The 18,709-nt window shown below is 62.5% G+C and carries 15 protein-coding genes; 4 read left to right on the forward strand and 11 right to left on the reverse strand.

Annotated features, from left to right (window positions below):
• Positions 1-4: 4 nt before the first annotated feature.
• The 4 genes from LQK84_RS15175 (at position 5) to LQK84_RS15190 (ending at position 6,063) form a co-directional block, all read left to right on the forward strand.
• Positions 5-2,251 (forward strand): glycoside hydrolase family 2 protein, encoded by a 2,247-nt coding sequence (locus LQK84_RS15175; protein ID WP_230829571.1) that lies wholly within the window; start codon positions 5-7, stop codon positions 2,249-2,251.
• A 15-nt stretch (positions 2,252-2,266) separates the two neighbouring features.
• A complete protein-coding gene (locus LQK84_RS15180; protein WP_230829572.1) occupies positions 2,267-3,340 on the forward strand; it encodes an ABC transporter ATP-binding protein in 1,074 nt (357 codons plus the stop codon).
• Positions 3,341-3,661: 321 nt separating this feature from the next.
• Positions 3,662-4,444 (forward strand): 2-dehydro-3-deoxy-D-gluconate 5-dehydrogenase KduD, encoded by a 783-nt coding sequence (gene kduD / locus LQK84_RS15185; protein ID WP_230829573.1) that lies wholly within the window; start codon positions 3,662-3,664, stop codon positions 4,442-4,444.
• A 71-nt stretch (positions 4,445-4,515) separates the two neighbouring features.
• Positions 4,516-6,063 carry a cryptochrome/photolyase family protein gene (locus LQK84_RS15190; RefSeq protein WP_230829574.1) on the forward strand — a complete coding sequence of 516 codons (1,548 nt, stop codon included), beginning with the start codon at positions 4,516-4,518 and terminating at the stop codon, positions 6,061-6,063.
• Between the two features lie 4 nt (positions 6,064-6,067).
• Here the strand turns inward: LQK84_RS15190 and LQK84_RS15195 are convergent, their stop codons facing one another.
• From LQK84_RS15195 to LQK84_RS15245, 11 genes are all read right to left on the reverse strand, one after another.
• Positions 6,068-7,423 (reverse strand): alpha-glucosidase/alpha-galactosidase, encoded by a 1,356-nt coding sequence (locus tag LQK84_RS15195; protein ID WP_230829677.1) that lies wholly within the window; start codon positions 7,421-7,423, stop codon positions 6,068-6,070.
• A 213-nt stretch (positions 7,424-7,636) separates the two neighbouring features.
• Positions 7,637-8,014, reverse strand: coding sequence for a DUF6165 family protein (locus LQK84_RS15200; RefSeq protein ID WP_230829575.1), 378 nt, complete (start codon positions 8,012-8,014; stop codon positions 7,637-7,639).
• Positions 8,014-9,618, reverse strand: a complete 1,605-nt coding sequence (locus LQK84_RS15205) for a tetratricopeptide repeat protein (protein WP_230829576.1) — start codon at positions 9,616-9,618, stop codon at positions 8,014-8,016. The genes LQK84_RS15200 and LQK84_RS15205 overlap by 1 nt, the downstream gene beginning before the upstream one ends.
• 81 nt (positions 9,619-9,699) lie before the next feature.
• Positions 9,700-11,295 carry an FGGY family pentulose kinase gene (locus LQK84_RS15210; RefSeq protein WP_230829577.1) on the reverse strand — a complete coding sequence of 532 codons (1,596 nt, stop codon included), beginning with the start codon at positions 11,293-11,295 and terminating at the stop codon, positions 9,700-9,702.
• Complete coding sequence (locus LQK84_RS15215) at positions 11,288-11,995, reverse strand: HAD family hydrolase (protein ID WP_230829578.1); 708 nt, start codon at positions 11,993-11,995, stop codon at positions 11,288-11,290. The genes LQK84_RS15210 and LQK84_RS15215 overlap by 8 nt, the downstream gene beginning before the upstream one ends.
• A gap of 12 nt (positions 11,996-12,007) precedes the next feature.
• Positions 12,008-13,483, reverse strand: a complete 1,476-nt coding sequence (locus tag LQK84_RS15220) for a mannitol dehydrogenase family protein (RefSeq protein ID WP_230829579.1) — start codon at positions 13,481-13,483, stop codon at positions 12,008-12,010.
• A 37-nt stretch (positions 13,484-13,520) separates the two neighbouring features.
• Entirely contained in the window at positions 13,521-14,297 is a 777-nt protein-coding gene (locus LQK84_RS15225; protein ID WP_230829580.1) for an L-iditol 2-dehydrogenase, read from the reverse strand.
• Positions 14,294-15,292 (reverse strand): ABC transporter ATP-binding protein, encoded by a 999-nt coding sequence (locus tag LQK84_RS15230; RefSeq protein ID WP_230829581.1) that lies wholly within the window; start codon positions 15,290-15,292, stop codon positions 14,294-14,296. The genes LQK84_RS15225 and LQK84_RS15230 overlap by 4 nt, the downstream gene beginning before the upstream one ends.
• A gap of 10 nt (positions 15,293-15,302) precedes the next feature.
• Positions 15,303-16,133 carry a carbohydrate ABC transporter permease gene (locus tag LQK84_RS15235; protein ID WP_230829582.1) on the reverse strand — a complete coding sequence of 277 codons (831 nt, stop codon included), beginning with the start codon at positions 16,131-16,133 and terminating at the stop codon, positions 15,303-15,305.
• Between the two features lie 3 nt (positions 16,134-16,136).
• Positions 16,137-17,006, reverse strand: a complete 870-nt coding sequence (locus LQK84_RS15240; protein WP_230829583.1) for a carbohydrate ABC transporter permease — start codon at positions 17,004-17,006, stop codon at positions 16,137-16,139.
• A 313-nt stretch (positions 17,007-17,319) separates the two neighbouring features.
• Positions 17,320-18,633 (reverse strand): ABC transporter substrate-binding protein, encoded by a 1,314-nt coding sequence (locus LQK84_RS15245; RefSeq protein WP_230829584.1) that lies wholly within the window; start codon positions 18,631-18,633, stop codon positions 17,320-17,322.
• Positions 18,634-18,709: the final 76 nt, after the last annotated feature.

The following is an 18,709-nucleotide window of genomic DNA, read 5'->3' on the forward strand; positions in this document are numbered from 1 at the left end:
TCCCATGCGCAATACCTCCCTTTTCAACGACAACTGGCTCTTCGCGCACGGCTTCGACAAGGCCTCCGTCGGCGCCCCGCTCAAGGGCGAGACCGTGCGCCTGCCGCACAACGCGCTTGATCTGCCGCTGAACTACTTCGACGAGACGAGCTATCAGAAGCCCTTCACCTACCAGAAGGTTCTCGCCTGGGCGCCCGAGTTTGAAGGCAAGCAGGTCTCGATCGTCTTCGACGGCGCGATGGCCGATGCCGTCGTCTATGTGAACGGCACAGAAGTCGTCGCCCACAAGGACGGCTATACCCCCTTCGAGGCGCCCCTCTCGGGCCTCCTCAAGCAGGGCGACAACCTGATCACGGTGAAGATCGACGGATCGGAAAACCCTGCAATCCCGCCCTTCGGCGGCCGCATCGACTACCTCACCTATGCCGGCATCTATCGCGACGCCTGGCTGAAGGTCGCAAGCCCGATCTCGATCGAAAACATCAAGATCGAAACGCCGGTGGCGCTGGCCGAAAAGAAGTCCGTCACCGTCCGCGTCGACCTGCGCGCCGCGTCCGGCCTCGCGCTGGAAGGCACACTCACGCTCGCCGTGAAATCCGCCGACGGCACGGTGATCACGTCGACGGAGAAGACCGTTTCCGGCGCCTCCGAAATCGTCTCCTTCACCGACATGGCAGGCCTTTCGATCTGGGAGCCGGAAAACCCGGTTCTCTACACGATCGAAGCCGTGCTTACGACCGCAAGCGGCACCGACAATCTCTCCGCCAATTTCGGCTTCCGCACCGCGCAGTTCACGCCGGAAGGCTTCTTCCTCAACGGCAAGCCGCTCAAGATCCGTGGCCTCAACCGCCACCAGTCCTGGCCCTATACCGGCTATGCCATGGGCAAGCGCGCACAGGAGCGCGACGCCGAGATTCTGAAATATGATCTCAAGTGCAATCTGGTGCGGACCTCGCATTATCCGCAGTCGCCCTGGTTCCTCGATCATTGCGACCGCATCGGCCTTCTCGTGTTCGAAGAAATCCCCGGCTGGCAGCACATCGGCGACAAGGGCTGGCAGGCCGAGAGCGTCAAGAATGTCGAGCGCATGATCCGCCGCGACTGGAACCACCCCTCCATCATCATGTGGGGCGTGCGCATCAACGAGTCGCAGGACAATCACGACTTCTATGTCGAGACCAACAAGACGGCGCGTGCGCTCGACCCGACCCGCCAGACCGGCGGCGTGCGCTACATCACCGACAGCGAATTCCTCGAAGACGTCTTCACCATGAACGACTTCGTTCTGGGCTCGGAAGAAATGCCCGGCGCCAATCGCGGCCGCATTCCGCTGCGCGACCAGCAGGAATGCACCGGCCTCAAGCAGAAGGTGCCCTACATCATTACCGAATTCGGCGGCCATATGTATCCGACGAAGCGGCATGACCAGGAACAGCGCCAGGCCGAACACGTCACCCGCCATCTTCAGGTACTGAACGCCATGTATGGCGACCCGTCGATTTCGGGCGCCATCGGCTGGTGCATGTTCGACTACAACACGCACAAGGATTTCGGCTCCGGCGACCGCATCTGCCATCACGGCGTGATGGACATTTTCCGCGAACCGAAATTCGCCGCTTACGCTTACAAGAGCCAGTGCGAGCCGTCGGATGAAGTCGTCATGCAGCCCGCCTCCTTCTGGGCGCGCGGCGAGCGCAATATCGGCGGCATCCTGCCGCTGATCGTGCTGACGAACTGCGACGAGGTCGAGATCGCCTATGGTTCCGGCATCCGCAAGCGCATCGGCCCGGATCGCGAGCGCTTCCCGCATCTGCCGCATCCGCCCGTCGTCATCGACCATCGCCATTTCTCCAAGGACGAACTCGGCCTCTGGGGCATGGAATGGCAGCCGGGCGAGCTGATCGGCTTCATCGGCGGCAAGGAAGTTGCCCGCCTCAACATGGTCGCAGACCCGGTTCCGGCAACGCTTCAGGTCGTCGCCGACGACAAGACGCTGCCTGCCGCCACCAAGGATCAGGTCCGCTTCATCGTCCGCGCGCTCGATCAGGCCGGCAATATCCTGCCCTTCCTCGACGAACCGGTGACAGTCGAGGTGACGGGCGCTGCCAAGCTCCTCGGCCCGGAGACGATCATTCTGACGGGCGGCGCGACAGGCTTCTGGATTGAATCGACCGGAACAACCGGTGCCGTTACGGTCAAGGTCACCTCGCCGCGCTTTGCGGCGCAGACCCTGTCACTGACTGCCGTTTAAGGGGACATCATGGCGATGAGCGAGCTGTCACTGAAATCCGTCCGCAAGACCTTCGGCGCGCTGGAGGTCATCAAGGGCGTCGATCTGGAGATCGAAAAGGGCGAGTTCACCGTCTTCGTCGGCCCGTCCGGCTGCGGCAAATCCACGTTGCTGCGCATGATCGCGGGGCTGGAGGATATTTCCTCCGGCGACCTCGAAATCAGTGGGCAGCGGATGAACGAGACCGATCCGTCGAAGCGCGGCATCGCCATGGTCTTCCAGTCCTACGCGCTCTATCCGCATCTGACGGTGCGGCAGAACATGGGCTTTGCGCTGCGCTTCGCCGGCGTTCCCAAGGCCGAGATCGAGAAACAGGTCATGGATGCCGCCCGCATCCTCGAGCTTGAAAAGCTGCTCGACCGCAAGCCGAAGGCGCTCTCCGGCGGCCAGCGCCAGCGCGTCGCCATCGGCCGCGCCATCGTGCGCCACCCCAAGGTCTTCCTCTTCGACGAGCCGCTGTCGAACCTCGACGCCGAACTGCGTGTCCACATGCGCGTCGAGATCGCCAAGCTGCACAAGAAGCTCGGCTCGACCATTGTGTACGTCACGCACGACCAGGTCGAGGCGATGACGCTCGCCGACAAGATCGTCGTGCTGCGCGATGGCCGGATCGAGCAGGTCGGCTCGCCGCTCCAGCTCTACTCCGACCCGGACAACCGGTTTGTCGCCGGCTTCATCGGTTCGCCGAAGATGAATTTCCTGCCCGCGACGGCTGTTACGCAGAACGGCCAGTCTCTCATCCGCCTGGACGATTCCGGCATTCTGCTGCCGGCCGGTCATCTGGCGACACAGCTCGCCGATGGGACGCGGCTTGTCGCCGGGCTCCGCCCGGAAATCTTCAAGGATGGCGGCGATTCGAGCCTGCTGCTCGATGTCGAAATGGTCGAGCATCTGGGCTCCGAAACGCTGGTCCATGCCCGCAGCGGCGAAACCCTCCTCATCGTGAAATTCGGCGGCATCCGCCCGATGAAGGATGGCGAGACAATCCGCGCGGAATTCGATGCGGCCAGCGTCCTGTTCTTCGGGGCGGATGAGCAGCGGATCAGGTAACGGTGCATTTGGCGATGGGCTGACATCTTACGGCGCGAACCGTCTTCCGTTCTGCCGTGCCGCCCCCTCACCCCGCCTCCGCTATCGCTCGGCGGACCTCTCCCCGATGGGGCGAGGATATCCGGGAGGCTGCGGCAAAACCTCTTCTCCCCACCGGGGAGAAGATGCCGGCAGGCAGATGAGGGGGCGTCCCGCAACCGCAAAATGCCCTGCCCGACGAGCCTAAAACCCCAACCGAACGCAAATTATTTTCAGACTTGCACGCGCGGCACGGAGCCTTCATGACTTCGCTCGAAAGACGACCACATGCGGGAGGATACGATGACGGCGACATTCGATTGGGCAAAGGCTTTTTCGCTTGCAGGCAAGCGGGCGCTGGTCACGGGCGGAGCCGCCGGCATCGGACAGGCAATTGCCGTGGCGCTCGCCGCCTCCGGCGCCGATGTCGCCTTCACCACCCATTCGCGTCCCGGCGATGAAACCGCCGCTGCCATTGCCGCCCAAGGCCGCAAGGCAAAGGACGTTCACGCCGATCTCGGCACGCTCGATGCCGCCGGCGCCGAAGCACTGGTGGACAAGCTCGAAGCCGAATTCGGCGGCATCGACATTCTGGTCAACAATGCCGGCATCATCCGCCGCGCCGATCTTGCCGTGCATAGCGAGGAAGACTGGCGCGCGGTTCTCTCCACCAATCTTGATTCGGTCTGGTATCTCTCGCAGGCCGCCTCGCGACGGATGCAGGAACGCAAGCACGGCCGCATCATCAACATCGCCTCGCTGCTCTCCTTCCAGGGCGGCATCCGCGTTCCGGGCTACACCGCCTCCAAGCATGCCGTCGCCGGCCTGACGAAGGCGCTCGCAAACGAGCTTGCCCCGCATGGCGTGACGGTCAATTCGATTGCGCCCGGCTATATCGCCACCGACAACACGACGGCGCTACGCGCCGATCCCGATCGCTCGCGCCAGATCCTCGAGCGCATCCCCGCCGGCCGCTGGGGCGAGGCCTCGGACATTGCCGGCACCGCCGTCTTCCTCGCATCGCCCGCCGCCAATTACATGACCGGCGCGATCCTCAATGTCGATGGCGGCTGGCTGGCGCGCTGATCAGACGCGCAGCAATCTGTCCAAGCCCTGCCCTCGTATCTGCTGCATGACCCCAGCCAAAGCCGGAGCCCATGCAGCAGACCCGCAACCTCATCTTCATCCTCGGCGACCAGCTGTCGCCGGCCCTGTCCAGCCTGAAGGATGCCGATCCTGCGCACGACGTGGTGCTCATGGTCGAGGTCGCGGAAGAGACGACCTATGTCCGGCATCACAAGAAGAAGTTGCTGCTCATTCTCTCGGCCATGCGGCATTTCGCCGAAGAGTTGGAGGGGCTGGGCTTCACCATCCGCTATGTCCGGCTGGATGATGCAGGCAATAGCGGCTCGTTCACGAAGGAACTCGTCCGCGGCGTTGAGAGCTTGAAACCGGAACGCATCATCGCCACCGAGGCTGCCGAGCGCCGCGTGGTCGAGGCAATGCAAGGCTGGGAGCGGGAGACCGGCATACCCGTCGAGATCCGCGAGGACGATCGCTTTCTGGCAACGCATGCCGAGTTCGAGCAATGGGCGGAAGGTCGGCGCGAACTGACGATGGAATATTTCTACCGCGACATGCGGCGCAAGACCGGTCTTCTGATGGAGGCCGACAAGCCCGCCGGCGGGCGCTGGAACTTCGACGCCGAGAACCGCAAGCCCGCCAGCGCCACGCTGTTCAGGAAGGAGCGCAAGGGCATTCCGCCGGACGCGATCACGAAGACGGTCGCGGCCCTTGTCGAACTGCGCTACCCTGATCATATGGGCTCAACGAAGGACTTCTCCTTCGCCGTGACCCGCAAGGACGCCGAGGCGATCGCGGACAGGTTCATCGCCGACTTCCTGCCCGCCTTCGGCGAAACACAGGATGCGATGCTGGCCAGCGATCCGTTCCTGAACCACGCGCTCCTCTCCTTCTACATCAATATCGGCCTTCTCGACCCGCTCGCCCTCTGCCGCGCCGCCGAGCGCGCCTATATGGAAGGCAATGGTCCGATCGAAGCGGTGGAAGGGTTTATCCGGCAGATCATCGGCTGGCGCGAATATGTGCGCGGCATCTACTGGCTGGCGGGTCCGGGCTACGAACACAAGAATTTCTTCGAGGCGAAACGCCCCCTGCCCGACTTCTTCTGGACGTCAAAGACCGAGATGCGCTGCCTTTCGACCGTCATCGGCGAGACCATCGATCACGCCTATGCGCATCATATCCAGCGGCTGATGATCACCGGCAATTTCGCGCTGCTGGCGGGGCTTGATCCCCATGCGCTGCATGTCTGGTATCTGGAAGTCTATGCGGATGCGTTCGAATGGGTCGAACTGCCCAATGTCATCGGCATGAGCCAATATGCCGATGGTGGCTTCCTCGCCTCCAAGCCCTATGCGGCCAGCGGCGCCTATGTCTCGCGCATGTCGGATTATTGCGCCGGCTGCCGCTATGACGTGAAGCAGAAGACGGGCGACAAGGCCTGTCCGCTCAATGCGCTCTACTGGCATTTCCTCGACCGCCACACTGACAAACTCTCCCGCAACCGCCGCCTCGCCCAGCCCTATGCCACATGGCGACGGATGGACGAGGGGCAGAAGGCGGTTTACCGCGCCAGCGCGGAAGCGTTTCTGGCGCGGCTCGATAAGGGCGAGAAGGTGTGAGGCGTCACTTCGCCCGCACCCATTCCGGCAGCCAGTCGCCGTGCGCAGCGATCAGATCATCGGTCATCGACCAGATCTGGTCGAGATCGAGTTCGGCGGCCGTGTGCGGGTCCATCATCGCGGCGTGATAGATATGCTCGCGATTTTCCGTCATCAGCGCCTGAACGGTCAGTTCCTGCACGTTGATATTCGTCCGGATCAGCGCGGTCAGCTGCGGCGGCAGCGCGCCGATGAAGGTCGGCTGGATGCCGTTATTGTCGACCAGGCAGGGCACTTCCGCGGCACAGTTTTCCGGCAGCGAGGTGATGCAGCCATTGTTGCGGACATTGCCGTAAATGACCGAAGGTTCGCCGGTCCAGACCGAGTTCATGATTGAGGAAGCATATTCATGGCTCGCCTTCACCTCGATCTTGTCGGCCGCCTTGTAGGCATCGGCCTGCGACTTCCAGCGCTCGATCTGTTCGATGCAGCGCTTGGGATATTCATCGAGCGGAATGCCATATTTCTCGATCAGGTCCTCGCGGCCTTCCTTGATGAAATAGGGCGTGTATTCGGCGAAATGTTCCGAGCTTTCGGTGACGAAATAACCGAGCCGCGTCAGCATTTCGTAGCGCACCTTGTTGGGGCAGCGCGGGTTCCAGTGGCTGGGCTTGGGGAAGCGGCCTTCGCGATAGCCCTTCAGCAGCTCCGGATAGAGGTTCTTGTAGGACCCGTCCGCCTGGCGATGCTCGAAGTTGAGGTAGAAGGCCATGTGGTTGATGCCGGCGGCGCGGTAGCGGATTTCCTCGACCGGAATGTCGAGATCGCGCGCCAGTTCGTAAGCCGTGCCCTGCACGGAATGGCACAGCCCCACCTGCTTGATCGTCGGGTACTTCTCCGCAATCGCCCAGGTGTTGATCGCCATCGGGTTCACATATTGCAGCATGACCGCATTCGGGCAAACGGCAAGCATGTCCTCGCAGATCGACCAGAGATGCGGCACGGTGCGAAGCCCGCGCATGATGCCGCCAATGCCGAGTGTGTCGGCAATGGTCTGGCGCAAGCCATATTTCTTCGGCACGTCGAAATCGGTGACGGTGCAAGGCTCATAGCCGCCGATCTGGAAGGCGACGACGACGAAATCGGCCTTGTCGAGCGCGCGGCGCTGATCCGAATGCGTCTCGATCTTCGCCGGAACGCCCAGCGTGGCAATGAGCTTGGAGGCGACGATCTCGCTTTCGGCAAGCCGCTGCGGGTTGATGTCCATCAGCGCGATCGTCGCGCCGGCCAGCGCCGGGCGCTGGAGAACATCGCCGATGATGTTCTTCATGAAAACGGTCGAGCCTGCGCCGATAAAGGCAATTCTCGGGTTCCTGCTCATGATGGTCTGGCGCTCCTCGCTTTTGGCCCCGAATTTCGCTGAGGCCATATTATGCTTATCCGACGGCGAAGCGCGATTTCACGCGCAAACGCCTATGAACGCTTGAATATCCTTGCGGACGCGCGGAAGAAAAGAGAAGGCTTGTGCTTTTGTGGGTAATTTTGTGCTGATAGCGGTGTGGCAGCACCGCCTCATGCAGAGAAGAGGAAATCCTCACGCATAGGGGCGGTAGGACTTTTCCTCGACCAGTTCCGACGACAGTGCAAAATTGATCTCGCGCTTCACATCCGCGCGCTGGTCGTTCGTCACGTAGACGGCGCGGGCGAGCTCGATGAAGCGGGGGCCGAAATTCTGCTCGCGCTCGCAATCGCGGATCTCGTCCTCGATCTCCCAGAGCGCCGTGTTGACCTCTTTCAGCTTCAGCTTGAGCCGCAGCACCTGCGTTGCGACGGGCGTCAGCTTGCGGTTCAGCAGCCAGAGTTCGCGTGTCACATTGGCGAGCTTCTTCGCATCGTCGATGCGCTCCGCCTTGATTTCGAGGATCGTGATCTTGTCGACGAGTTCACCCCAGGAGACCGGCACTTCGATCATCAGTATTTTTCCTTTTCTTGTGCAAGCACATCAATATCGTTGGCAATACGTTCAAACAATTCAAACCAGTCGTCGCCGGCCTTCGCCCGCATCAGCCGCATGGTCGGGTACCAGGGCGAGGTCTCGCGATCGACCATCCAGCGCCATTCGGCAATGTGGCGCAGCGTCACCCAGACCGGCAGGCCGAGCGCACCGGCCAGATGCGCAATCGATGTGTCGCAGGTGACGACGAGATCGAGATTGGCCATCACGGCGGCGGTGTCGACAAAGGCATCCGGCCCGCGATCGAACCCGTCGCCGAAGACATGGATGCGGCTGGCAATCGCCGCCGGCAGTTCATTGGCGCCGACATCCATGTGCAGGGCAAAGAACTGGACACCGGGCAGAGCCGCCAGCGGCGCAAGCGTTGCGGGCGGGGGCGAGCGGCGCGGATCGACACGGAAGTCCTGGCTGCCGCGCCAGCAGAGCCCAATCTTCAGCCCCGAGCCCGGCATCCTCTGGCGCCAGAACGCCACCCGTTCCGGATCGGCCGAGAGAAAGGGCACATCGGCGGGGATGGAGTCTTCAACAGTTGCAAAGGCACGCGGCAGCGAGCTGATCGCAATCCTGGCGTCGAAGGTGCCGGTAAAGTCGTTCGTGTCGCGCCAAGAAACCTTCGCGCCGCAGGTCGAAAGCAGGCGTTGCAGCTTGGCGGGTCCGGCAAAGGTCACGTCCGCGCCGTGATCGGAGAGGAGCTTCACATAACGGAAGAACTGGATCGTGTCACCGAGCCCGTGGTCGTTGACGACAAGCACCCGCTTGCCCGCGATGGTTTCCGGACGCGCCAGATCAAAACGGGCATCCGACACCGGAACCGGCCGGTGCCCGTCCACCCAGCGGCTTTCGTAACCTTCCCAACCCGCCTCGAATTGCCCCAGAAGCAGTTGCAGGCTGCCCTTGCTGCTCAGCGCCTCTTCCAGAGTCGGGTCGAAGGCAAGCGCGCAATCATAGTAATCGAACGCCTCCCTGAACTCGCCGCGGGCGCGGGCGACGATGCCGAGGCCGCAATAGGCTTCCGCACAATCGGGCTTCAGGAGCGCGGCACGCATGAAGGCCTCATGGGCCTCGTCTTCGCGTCCCATCCGGCGCAGCGCACTGCCAAGATTGAGTTCGGCCTCGACAAGCGCGGGGTCGAGCTCCAGCGCCCTGCGCAAGGCATCGACGGCTTCGGCAAGCCGGCCGCTCTGGTGGAGCGCAGCACCCAGGTTTGAATACGCGCCGGCATCCTTAGGTTGAAACGCTGCCGCACGGGAAAAATCCGCAACCGCAGGGTCCAGTTGGCCCAGCGCGAAAAAGAGGCACCCACGATTGAACAGCGCGTCGAAATAGCCCGGATCGAGTTCGATGGCGCGACCGTAAAAGGCCAGTGCTCCATCATAATGTCCCGTGGTCTGCAGGATATAGCCGCCGGAGCAGAGCGCTTCGGGAAAATCTGGCTGCGCCGCCAGTGCCGCATCGAAGAATTCGATCGCCCGTTCGAGCCGCCCTTCGGCCTTTTCCTTCAGGCCGAGATGATAGAGCGCGCGCGCTTCATCCTGCACGGTCTGAGGTGTGGGGCTGGTCATCGATGCGGGTCCTTGGCCGCACGCGGGGCAGGCGTGCGTGTGTCAGGACTCACAATGCAGCCAAGGACTTGCGCGAAGCTTTCACCCTCTCGGCCGCAGCAGGGCTGCAAGCTCCGCCCGCTGGCGCTGCAGGGTGAGGAAGACGGCATAGTCGCGCTCATGCGCACGCGCCGCCTCGGGCCTCGGCTCAACCGTCTTCGTCGCCGGCTTCATGCGGCCGGAGGCATCGGCGAAGTCAAGATAAAGCCCAGCCGCCAGCCCGGCATTGACGGCGGTTCCGAGCAGAACGGCGTCGCGTCCCTCATGCAGGCGAAGCGCACGACCGGTCACGTCGGCATAAAGCTGCGGGATGAGCGGATGGCCGGCGAACCCGCCGGTCATGAACAGGCTTTCGATCTCGCCACCCTGGGGCAGGTGTTCGAGGATCTGGCGGATATTGCAGGCAAGCGCGATGCAGGCGCGCCAGTAGAGCTGCGCCAGCCCGTCGAAACTCGTGTCGAGCGTCAACCCGGTGATGAGACCCGTCTGCGTCGGATCGGGAACGGGCGAACGCGACCCGTGGAAATCGGGGAGCAGCGCCAGCGGCAGCCCGTAGCCGACCCCCATCTCCGCGACACGCGCCGCGATATGGTCGAGAAGCTGCAGATGCTTTTCCCGTGTCGGCGCGCCACCCGCGGGATGCGTGCGGATCACATGATCGAGCAGCGCCCCGGAGGCCGACTGCCCGGCCTCCATCAGCCAGTGCCCCGGAAGGCCCGCATCGCGGAAACCGCCCCAGCAGCCGGGGTGGTTGAACTCGCGCTCCGAAAAGGTGACGAGGCAGGTCGAGGTGCCGGCAACCAGCGCCGCCTTGCGCTCAAGGGTCGCGAGATCCGCTCCACAGAAGACCCCGATGGCGCCGGCATAGCCATCGATGAGACCGGAGGCGACGACGCAATCCGGCCCGAGCCCGAGTTCCTGTTGCGCGGCTGCGCACAGGCGCCCCGCTGCCTCGGAGGACGGTCGGGAGGTTGCCGGAAGCCCGGCCCTTTCCGCCAGATCGCTCAGCCCGATGCGTGCATAGAAATCATCCGGCCGGGCGCCGGGTGCTGCGGGCTCATAGGCCCATTTGGAGGAAAGCGGGGAATGCGAACGACTGCCGCCGTCGGTCTCCCGGCCCGTGGCACACCATGTGAGATAGTCGCAGAGGTCGAAGGCAAGGCCCATGCCCGCCCAGGTCTCCGGCAGATGGCGCTTCAGCCAGAGAAGCTTCGGCACCTGCATTTCGGGCGAGAGCTTGCCGCCGAAGCGGGTGACGAGCGGATCGTCAATCGAGCATTCCTCCGCTTCCGAATTGGCGCGGTGGTCCATCCAGAGCAGGGTATCGGCCTGCGTTGCGCCAGCCGCCGTCACCGGCAGAGGGCGACCTTCACCGTCGCGCACGACCAGCGAGCAGGTGGCGTCGAAGCCGATGGCGGCAACCTCGGCGGCGTCGACCTGCGCATCGCGCAAGGCGGCGCGCACGCTCTCGATCACCGCCTGCCAGATCTCGTCGCTGACCTGTTCGTAATGTCCGGCCTGTGGTTGCAGAACCCGCATGGGTGAAACGGCGCGCGCCAGCTGGCGGCCATCCAGCGTGAAGACCCCTGCCCTAGCACTGGCGGTCCCCACGTCCACCGCAACGATAAACTCACCCATGAAGGCTGTCTTCCGAACTCCTCAACCCGTCGACAAACTGCAGCAAATCCGCCATGGCGTCAAACCATGCATCGGGCTTCAGGCTCGCAATCTTCTGCCGGAAGGCGGGTGAGCGCGCATGGCCGCCGCCGCCAAAGGCAAGCACCAGCATGCCCGCCGCCCGCGCCGCCTCGATGCCCGCAGGACTGTCCTCGATGACGATACAGTTCGCCGGCGAAAAACCGCATTGCCGGGCGGCATGGAGAAAGAGATCGGGCGCCGGCTTGCCCGCCTTCACCATGCTGGCGCTGAAGAGACGAGCGCCGAACGCTTCCGATAGACCGGTGACGGAAAGGCTCTTCGCAATGCGTTCCGGGAGGCTGGACGAGGCAACGCAGGTCGCAACACCGCGCGCGGCAAGTCCGTCCAGCGCCGACCGGATCCCCGGCATTGCCCGCAGCTCCGTCTCGTAGCGGGCGAAGAGCCGACGCCGGATCATGGCCGGGAAGTCCTCCGGCAAACGCCGGCCGAATTCCTGCTCGACGATCTCGGCGACTGCGCCGAGGCTGCGGCCGAGGAAGCGTTCGGCAATCTCCTCGTCGGACAGCGCAACCTGCTGGCCCTTCAGCATTTCGCCGAGGACTGCGAGCGCAATCGGCTCGCTATCGACCAGCACCCCGTCGCAATCGAAGATCATCAGGAGATCAGGCGCGCGCCGCATCGCTCCCGGCCTTCAGAGCTTGCCGTCGATATAGTCGGAGAGCGTTGCCGCCGTGCCCTTGGTTCGCAGGCTTGCCAGCGCCTTGGAGAAGCTTTCGACAAAGCGCGGATTGGTCCCGACCTCGCCGAAAATATCGCCCAGCGCCAGAAACACTCTCGGATCGTCGCGCGAGGCAAGGGCGGCCTTTTGCAGCCGCTCGGCGCTCTCGTCATTGAAGACAATCGCCTTGCCGCTGTCCGACACGCCCTCGAAATATTTGCACCAGAGTGCGGAGACGAGCGACAGGCCGGTGACGTCCTGCCCCTTGGCAAGTCTTGCTGCGGTCGCAGGCAGGATGAATTTCGGCTGCCGGTTCGAACCGTCCTGCGCCAGACGCGGGATCGTATCGCCGATCTTCGGGTTGGAGAAGCGGCGGTCGATCAGGTCGAAGTAATCGGCAAGGCTCGTCTTCGGCACCGGCGGCACGACCGGAATGATCTCGTTGTGCTCGAGCCTGGCGAGAAACGCCTTGATCAGCGGGTTCTCCATCGCCTCATGGACGAAGTGGATATCCATGAGCGATGCCGGGTAAGCAATGGCGGCATGACCACCATTGAGGATGCGCAGCTTCATCAATTCATAGGGCGCGACATCGGGCACGAATTCGGCGCCCGCATCCTCAAACGCCGGGCGGCCGAGCGGGAACTTGTCCTCCAGCACCCATTGCTTGAACTCCTCGCAGAAGACCGGCCAGCCGTCCTCGATGCCATAGGTGTCGCGGGCGATATCGATCTCGCGCTTGCCGGTGGCCGGCGTGATGCGGTCGACCATGGAATTCGGGAAGGCCACGTTCTTCTCGATCCAGTGGGCGAAGTCGGGATCGGAGAGCGCGGCAAGACCGGCGACTGCCGCCTCCGTCACCTCGCCATTGCCCGGAATATTGTCGCAGGACATGACGGTAAACGGCGGATGGCCGGCGGCGCGGCGCTTCTTCAGGCCCGCGATGATCAGGCCGAAGACGGTCTTCGGGTGATCCGGGTTCGCAGCATCGGCGGCAATGGCCGGATGTTTCGGATCGAACTTGCCGGTCGCCGGATCGATGAAATAGCCACCCTCGGTGATCGTCATCGAGACGATGCGGATCGCCGGATCGGCAAGCTTCGCAATGATGGCGTCGAAATCGGGGGCGGCAATGAAGTCGATCATCGGCCCTGTGATTGTTGCGGCAGACCTGGAGATATCCTGCTCGACGACAGTGGTCAGATAATCCTGCGCCTTGAGAACCTCCTTCATCTTCGCATCCGACGCCATGACGCCGGCGCCGATGATGGCGAAGTCGAGGTTCCTGCCCTGATTGAACAGGTCGTGCAGATAGACGGCCAGATGCGCGCGATGGAAATTGCCGACGCCGAAATGCAGGATGCCGGGTGACAGGTCTTCGCGCCGATAGGTCGGCACGGAGGCCTTGTCGGCTAGTTTCGGCAGGTTGGCTAAGGATAGTTTGGTCATCGTCATCTCCCCGGCTTGGCGGGTATCAAGGGTCTGTTCAGCTCATCCAGTTGCCGCCGTCGACATTATATGTCTGGGCGACAATGTAATCGGCTTCCGGGCTTGCGAGGAAAATTGCCATACCTAAAAGGTCATTCGCGGTCCCCATGCGGCCAAATGGCACTTCCTTTCCGACGAGTTTCTTCTTTTCGCCGAGCGGACGGTTCTCATACTTTGCAAAGAGCGCATCGACGCCGTCCCAATGTTCGCCGTCCACGACACCGGGCGCGATGGCATTCACATTGATGCCGTGCTTGATGAGATCGAGCCCTGCCGACTGCGTCAGCGAAATGACCGCCGCCTTGGTGGAGCAATAGACCGCCACCAGCGCCTCGCCGCGCCGGCCGGCCTGGCTTGCCATGTTGATGATCTTGCCGCCTTGGCCGCGTGCGATCATCGACTTCGCCGCCGCCTGCAGCGTGAAGAGCGTGCCGGCAACGTTGATCGCATAGAGCGTGTCGAAGCTCTTGCGGCTGATCTCGACGATGGGTGCGAGATCGAAAAGCGCTGCATTGTTGATCAGGATATCAATGCCCCCGGTCCGCGCGTCGACAGCGGCAATCGCCGCCTCGATGGAGGCCTGATCCGTCACGTCCATTTTCAGCGCATAGGCCTGGGCCCCAAGCTCCCGCGCGGTTTCCTCGGCGCGCTCGATATTGATGTCGGCAATCGCAACGGTCGCGCCCTCGCGGATATAGGCTTCCGCAAAAGCCCGGCCGATGCCGCGCGCCGAACCCGTGATCAGCGCCGATTTTCCATGCAGACGTCCGGTCATACGGCCAGTCCCTCATTGTTGAATTTGTGGATGCGCCGGTCGTCCGGCGTCAGATAGATCGTGTCGCCATGTTTCAGCATGGCGTCGCCTGCTGTGCGCAGTGTCAGCGTGCCGGCGGTTTCGGTGTGGACATGGCAGAACGTATCGGAGCCGAGATGTTCGGCGACGCCAACCGTCCCCTTCCACGCACCCTCGGTGGTCGAGACGGCGATGTGTTCCGGGCGGATGCCGATGGTCTTGACGCCGTGCTTGGCCGCTTCCGCACCTTCGATGAGGTTCATCTTCGGCGAGCCGATAAAGCCGGCGACGAAGAGATTGCGCGGGTGGCTGTAGAGTTCCAGCGGCGAGCCCACCTGTTCGACATTGCCGCGATTGAGCACAACAATCTTGTCGGCCATGGTCATGGCTTCCACCTGGTCATGCGTCACATAGATCATGGTCGTTCCGAGCTGCTGGTGCAGTTCGGAGATTTCGAGGCGCATCGTCACGCGTAGCGCCGCATCGAGGTTCGACAGCGGCTCGTCGAAGAGAAAGGCCGTGGGCTGGCGGACGATGGCGCGGCCGATCGCGACGCGCTGGCGCTGACCGCCCGAGAGCTGGCCGGGCTTGCGCTCGAGATAGTCGGTGAGGTTCAGGACCTTTGCGGCTTCGGCCACCTTGCGGTCGATGACCGACTGTTCGTCGCCCGCCATTTTCAGCGGAAAGGCGATGTTCTTGCGCACCGTCATATGCGGATAAAGCGCATAGGACTGGAAGACCATGGCGAGCCCGCGCTTGGCCGGGGCTTCCGAGGTCATGTCCTTTCCGTCAATCTCGATCGTGCCGCCGGATGTGTCTTCAAGGCCGGCAATGAGCCGCAGCAGCGTGGACTTGCCGCAGCCGGAGGGACCGACAAAGACGACGAATTCGCCGTTTTGGATTTCGAGATCGATGGAGGGAATGACCTTCAGCTCGCCGAAAATCTTGGAAACCTTGTTCAATCGAATGCTGCCCATGTCGGTCTCCTTACTTGACTGCGCCGAAGGTGAGGCCACGAACGAGCTGCTTCTGCGAGAACCAGCCCATCACCAGGATCGGTCCGATGGCGAGCGTGGAGGCCGCGGAAAGCTTCGCCCAGAAGAGGCCTTCGGGACTGGAATAGGATGCGATGAAGGTGGAAAGCGGTGCTGCCAGCGAGGCCGAAAGGTTCAGCGTCCAGAAGGCTTCGTTCCACGAAAGGATGATGTTGAGAAGCACGGTCGAGGCAATGCCGGGCACCGCCATCGGGGCGAGCACATAGACGATCTCCTTGCCGAGCGTCGCCCCGTCCATGCGGGCGGCTTCAAGGATTTCGCCGGGGATTTCCTTGAAATAGCTGTAGAGCATCCAGACGATGATCGGCAGGTTCATCATGGTCAGGATGATGATGAGACCGAGCTTGGTGTCGAGCAGCCCGAGATTCTTGAAGGCGAGATAGAAGGGCACCAGCACCGCCACCGCCGGCATCATCTTGGTGGAAAGCATCCACATCAGGATGTCCTTCGTCCGCTTGCCGGGGTTGAAGGCCATCGCCCAGGCGGCGGGAATGGAGATCAGCAGCGCAATCAGCGTCGAGCCGAAGGAAATGGCGGCCGAATTCCAGACATGCAGCAGATAATCCGAGCGCTCCTGCACTTCGCGATAGCTGTCGAGCGTCCAGTGGAAATTCAGGAAGACCGGCGGAAAGGCAATCGCATCGCCTTCCGACTTGAAGCTGGTGATGATCGTCCAGAGGATCGGGAAGAAGAGGATGAGCGCAATCACCCAGGCAATGATGGTGAAGGTGATGCGCCGCGATGTCGTGACCGATCGTGCCATGGTTCAAGCCTCCAGGTTCTTGCCGATGATGCGCATCAGGAAGAATGCGACGATATTGGCGACGACCACCGCGATGATCCCGCCGGCGGATGCACTTCCGACATCGAAGTTCAAAAGCGCCTGCGTGTAGACGAGGAAGGGCAGGTTCGTGCTCGCCGTGCCCGGCCCGCCATTGGTGGTGACGAGGATTTCGGCAAAGACGCCCAGGAGAAAGATCGTCTCGATGAGAATGACGACGGTGATTGCCCGCGAAAGATGCGGCAGCACGAGATAGATGAAGCGGCTGACAACGCCCGCGCCATCCATTTCGGCCGCTTCCATCTGCTCGCCATCCAGCGATTGCAGGGCCGTCAGCAGGATCAGCGTCGCAAAGGGCAGCCATTGCCAGGCGACGATGAGGATGATCGAGAGCAGCGGGATCTGCGCCAGAAAGTCGATCGGCGGCAGGCCGACCAGCGACAGAAGCCAGGCGAAGATCCCGTAGATCGGGTTCATCAGCATGTTCTTCCAGACGAGTGCAGCCACCGTCGGCATGACGAAGAAGGGGGAGATCACCAGAATGCGCACGATCCCCTGCCCGAAGATCGGCTGGTCGATCAAAAGCGCCAGGAAAAGCCCGCCAACCACGGTGATCAGCAGCACGCCGCCGACCAGATAGATCGTGTTCAGCACCGCCGCGCCGAAGTTCGGATCGGTGATGAAGTAATAGTAATTGTCGAGGCCGGCAAAGGAGACGACGGGGTTCAGAAGCGTGTAATTCTGGAAGGAATAATAGAGCGTGGCGGCGAGCGGCACTGCCATCCAGACCAGCAGCAGGATCACGGCCGGGGCCATCATCGCGCGTGCTGTCGTGCGCATCTGCATCGTTGCCATGGCTCAATTCCTCTCCGGTTATGGCGTCAGGTTTCGGCGAAAGCAGCCGGTCCCGGCATCCAGGTTTTTGATGAACAATCGCAAGGTTTGGGGGGCGCGCCCCCCCTCATCTGCCTGCCGGCATCTTCTCCCCGACGGGGAGAAGGGGGGCTGAGCCGCAGCGTCCCGGTCCCCCTCTCCCCCTTGTGGGGAGAGGTCCGCCAAGCGAAGCGGAGGCGGGGTGAGGGGTTTTCCCTCGCCAACGTTTCCGCACCCCCTTGGCTTCGGACCGCCGCCTCGCAAGACGGCGGCCCTTCAGCGCCAGGAGGAAGCCTTACTTGATATAGCCGCCCTTCTTCATCTCGCGCTCGGTCGCGGCCTGGGCAGCCTTCAGGGCCGCGTCCACCGTTTCCTTGCCGGCAAGGGCTGCGGAGAACTGCTGGCCGACGGCCGTGCCGATGCCCTGGAATTCAGGGATCGCGACGAACTGGACGCCGACATAAGGCACCGGCTTGACCGTCGGCTTCGTCGGATCTGCCGCATTGATCGAGTCCAGCGTCATCTTGGCGAAGGGTGCTGCCTTCTGGTAATCGGCATTGGCATAGAGCGACTTGCGCGTGCCCGGAGGTACGTTCGCCCAGCCTTCCTTGGAGGCGACCAGCTCGGTGTAATGCTTGCTGGTTGCCCAGGAGACGAACTTCTCGGCGGCTTCCGTCTTCTTGGTGCCGGCGGGGATCGCAAGGTTCCAGGCCCAGAGCCAGTTGGCGCGCTTGCCGAGACCATTGTCGGGCGCGAGCGCATAGCCGACCTTGTCGGCAACCTTCGAAGCCTTCGGATCGGAGACGAAGGAAGCGGCGACCGTTGCGTCGATCCACATGCCGCATTTGCCCTGCTGGAAGAGCGCGAGGTTTTCGTTGAAGCCGTTGGACGAGGCGCCATCGGGGCCGGCGTCCTTCATCAGCTTGACGTAGAATTCCAGCGTCTTCTTCCATTCCGGCTGGTCGAATTGCGGGGTCCACTTTTCGTCGAACCAGCGGGCGCCGAAGGAGTTGGACATGGCCGTCAGGAAGGCCATGTTCTCGCCCCAGCCGGCCTTGCCGCGCAGGCACACGCCGTTGATGCCTTCCTTGCGGTCGGTCATCTTGCGGGCAGCATCCGCAATGAAGTCCCAGGTCGGCGCGTCAGGCATTTTCAGCCCGGCCTTTTCCATCAGGTCCTTGCGATACATCACCATCGAGCTTTCGCCGTAGAAGGGCGCGGCATAAAGCTTGCCATCAGCGCTGATGCCGTTGCGGATCGCCGGCAGCAGGTCATCGACGTCGTAGTCGGGACCCAGCTTGTCGAGCGCCACGAGCCAGCCGTTCTTCGCCCAGATCGGAACTTCATAAGTGCCGATGGTCAGCACGTCATACTGGCCGCCCTTGGTGGCGATATCCGTCGTCACCTTCTGACGCAGCACGTTTTCTTCCAGCGTCACCCAGTTCAGCTTGATGTCCGGATTGGCCTTGGTGAAGTCGTCGGTCAGCTTCTGCATGCGGACCATGTCGCCATTGTTGACCGTGGCGATCGTCAGCGTCGTCTCGGCATGGGCAGCGCCAGCGATTGCGAGCGCCGAAACCGCGCCCAGCATCCATCCTTGAAATCTCATCTTTTCCTCCCAGAGAAGCAATTGAGCAAATGCTATGCTCATGGGCAAATAATCGATTTAAAGACGAACTTGTCAA

It is taken from the genome of Rhizobium sp. C4, assembly GCF_021026315.1.
Taxonomy (GTDB): Bacteria; Pseudomonadota; Alphaproteobacteria; order Rhizobiales; family Rhizobiaceae; genus Ensifer_A.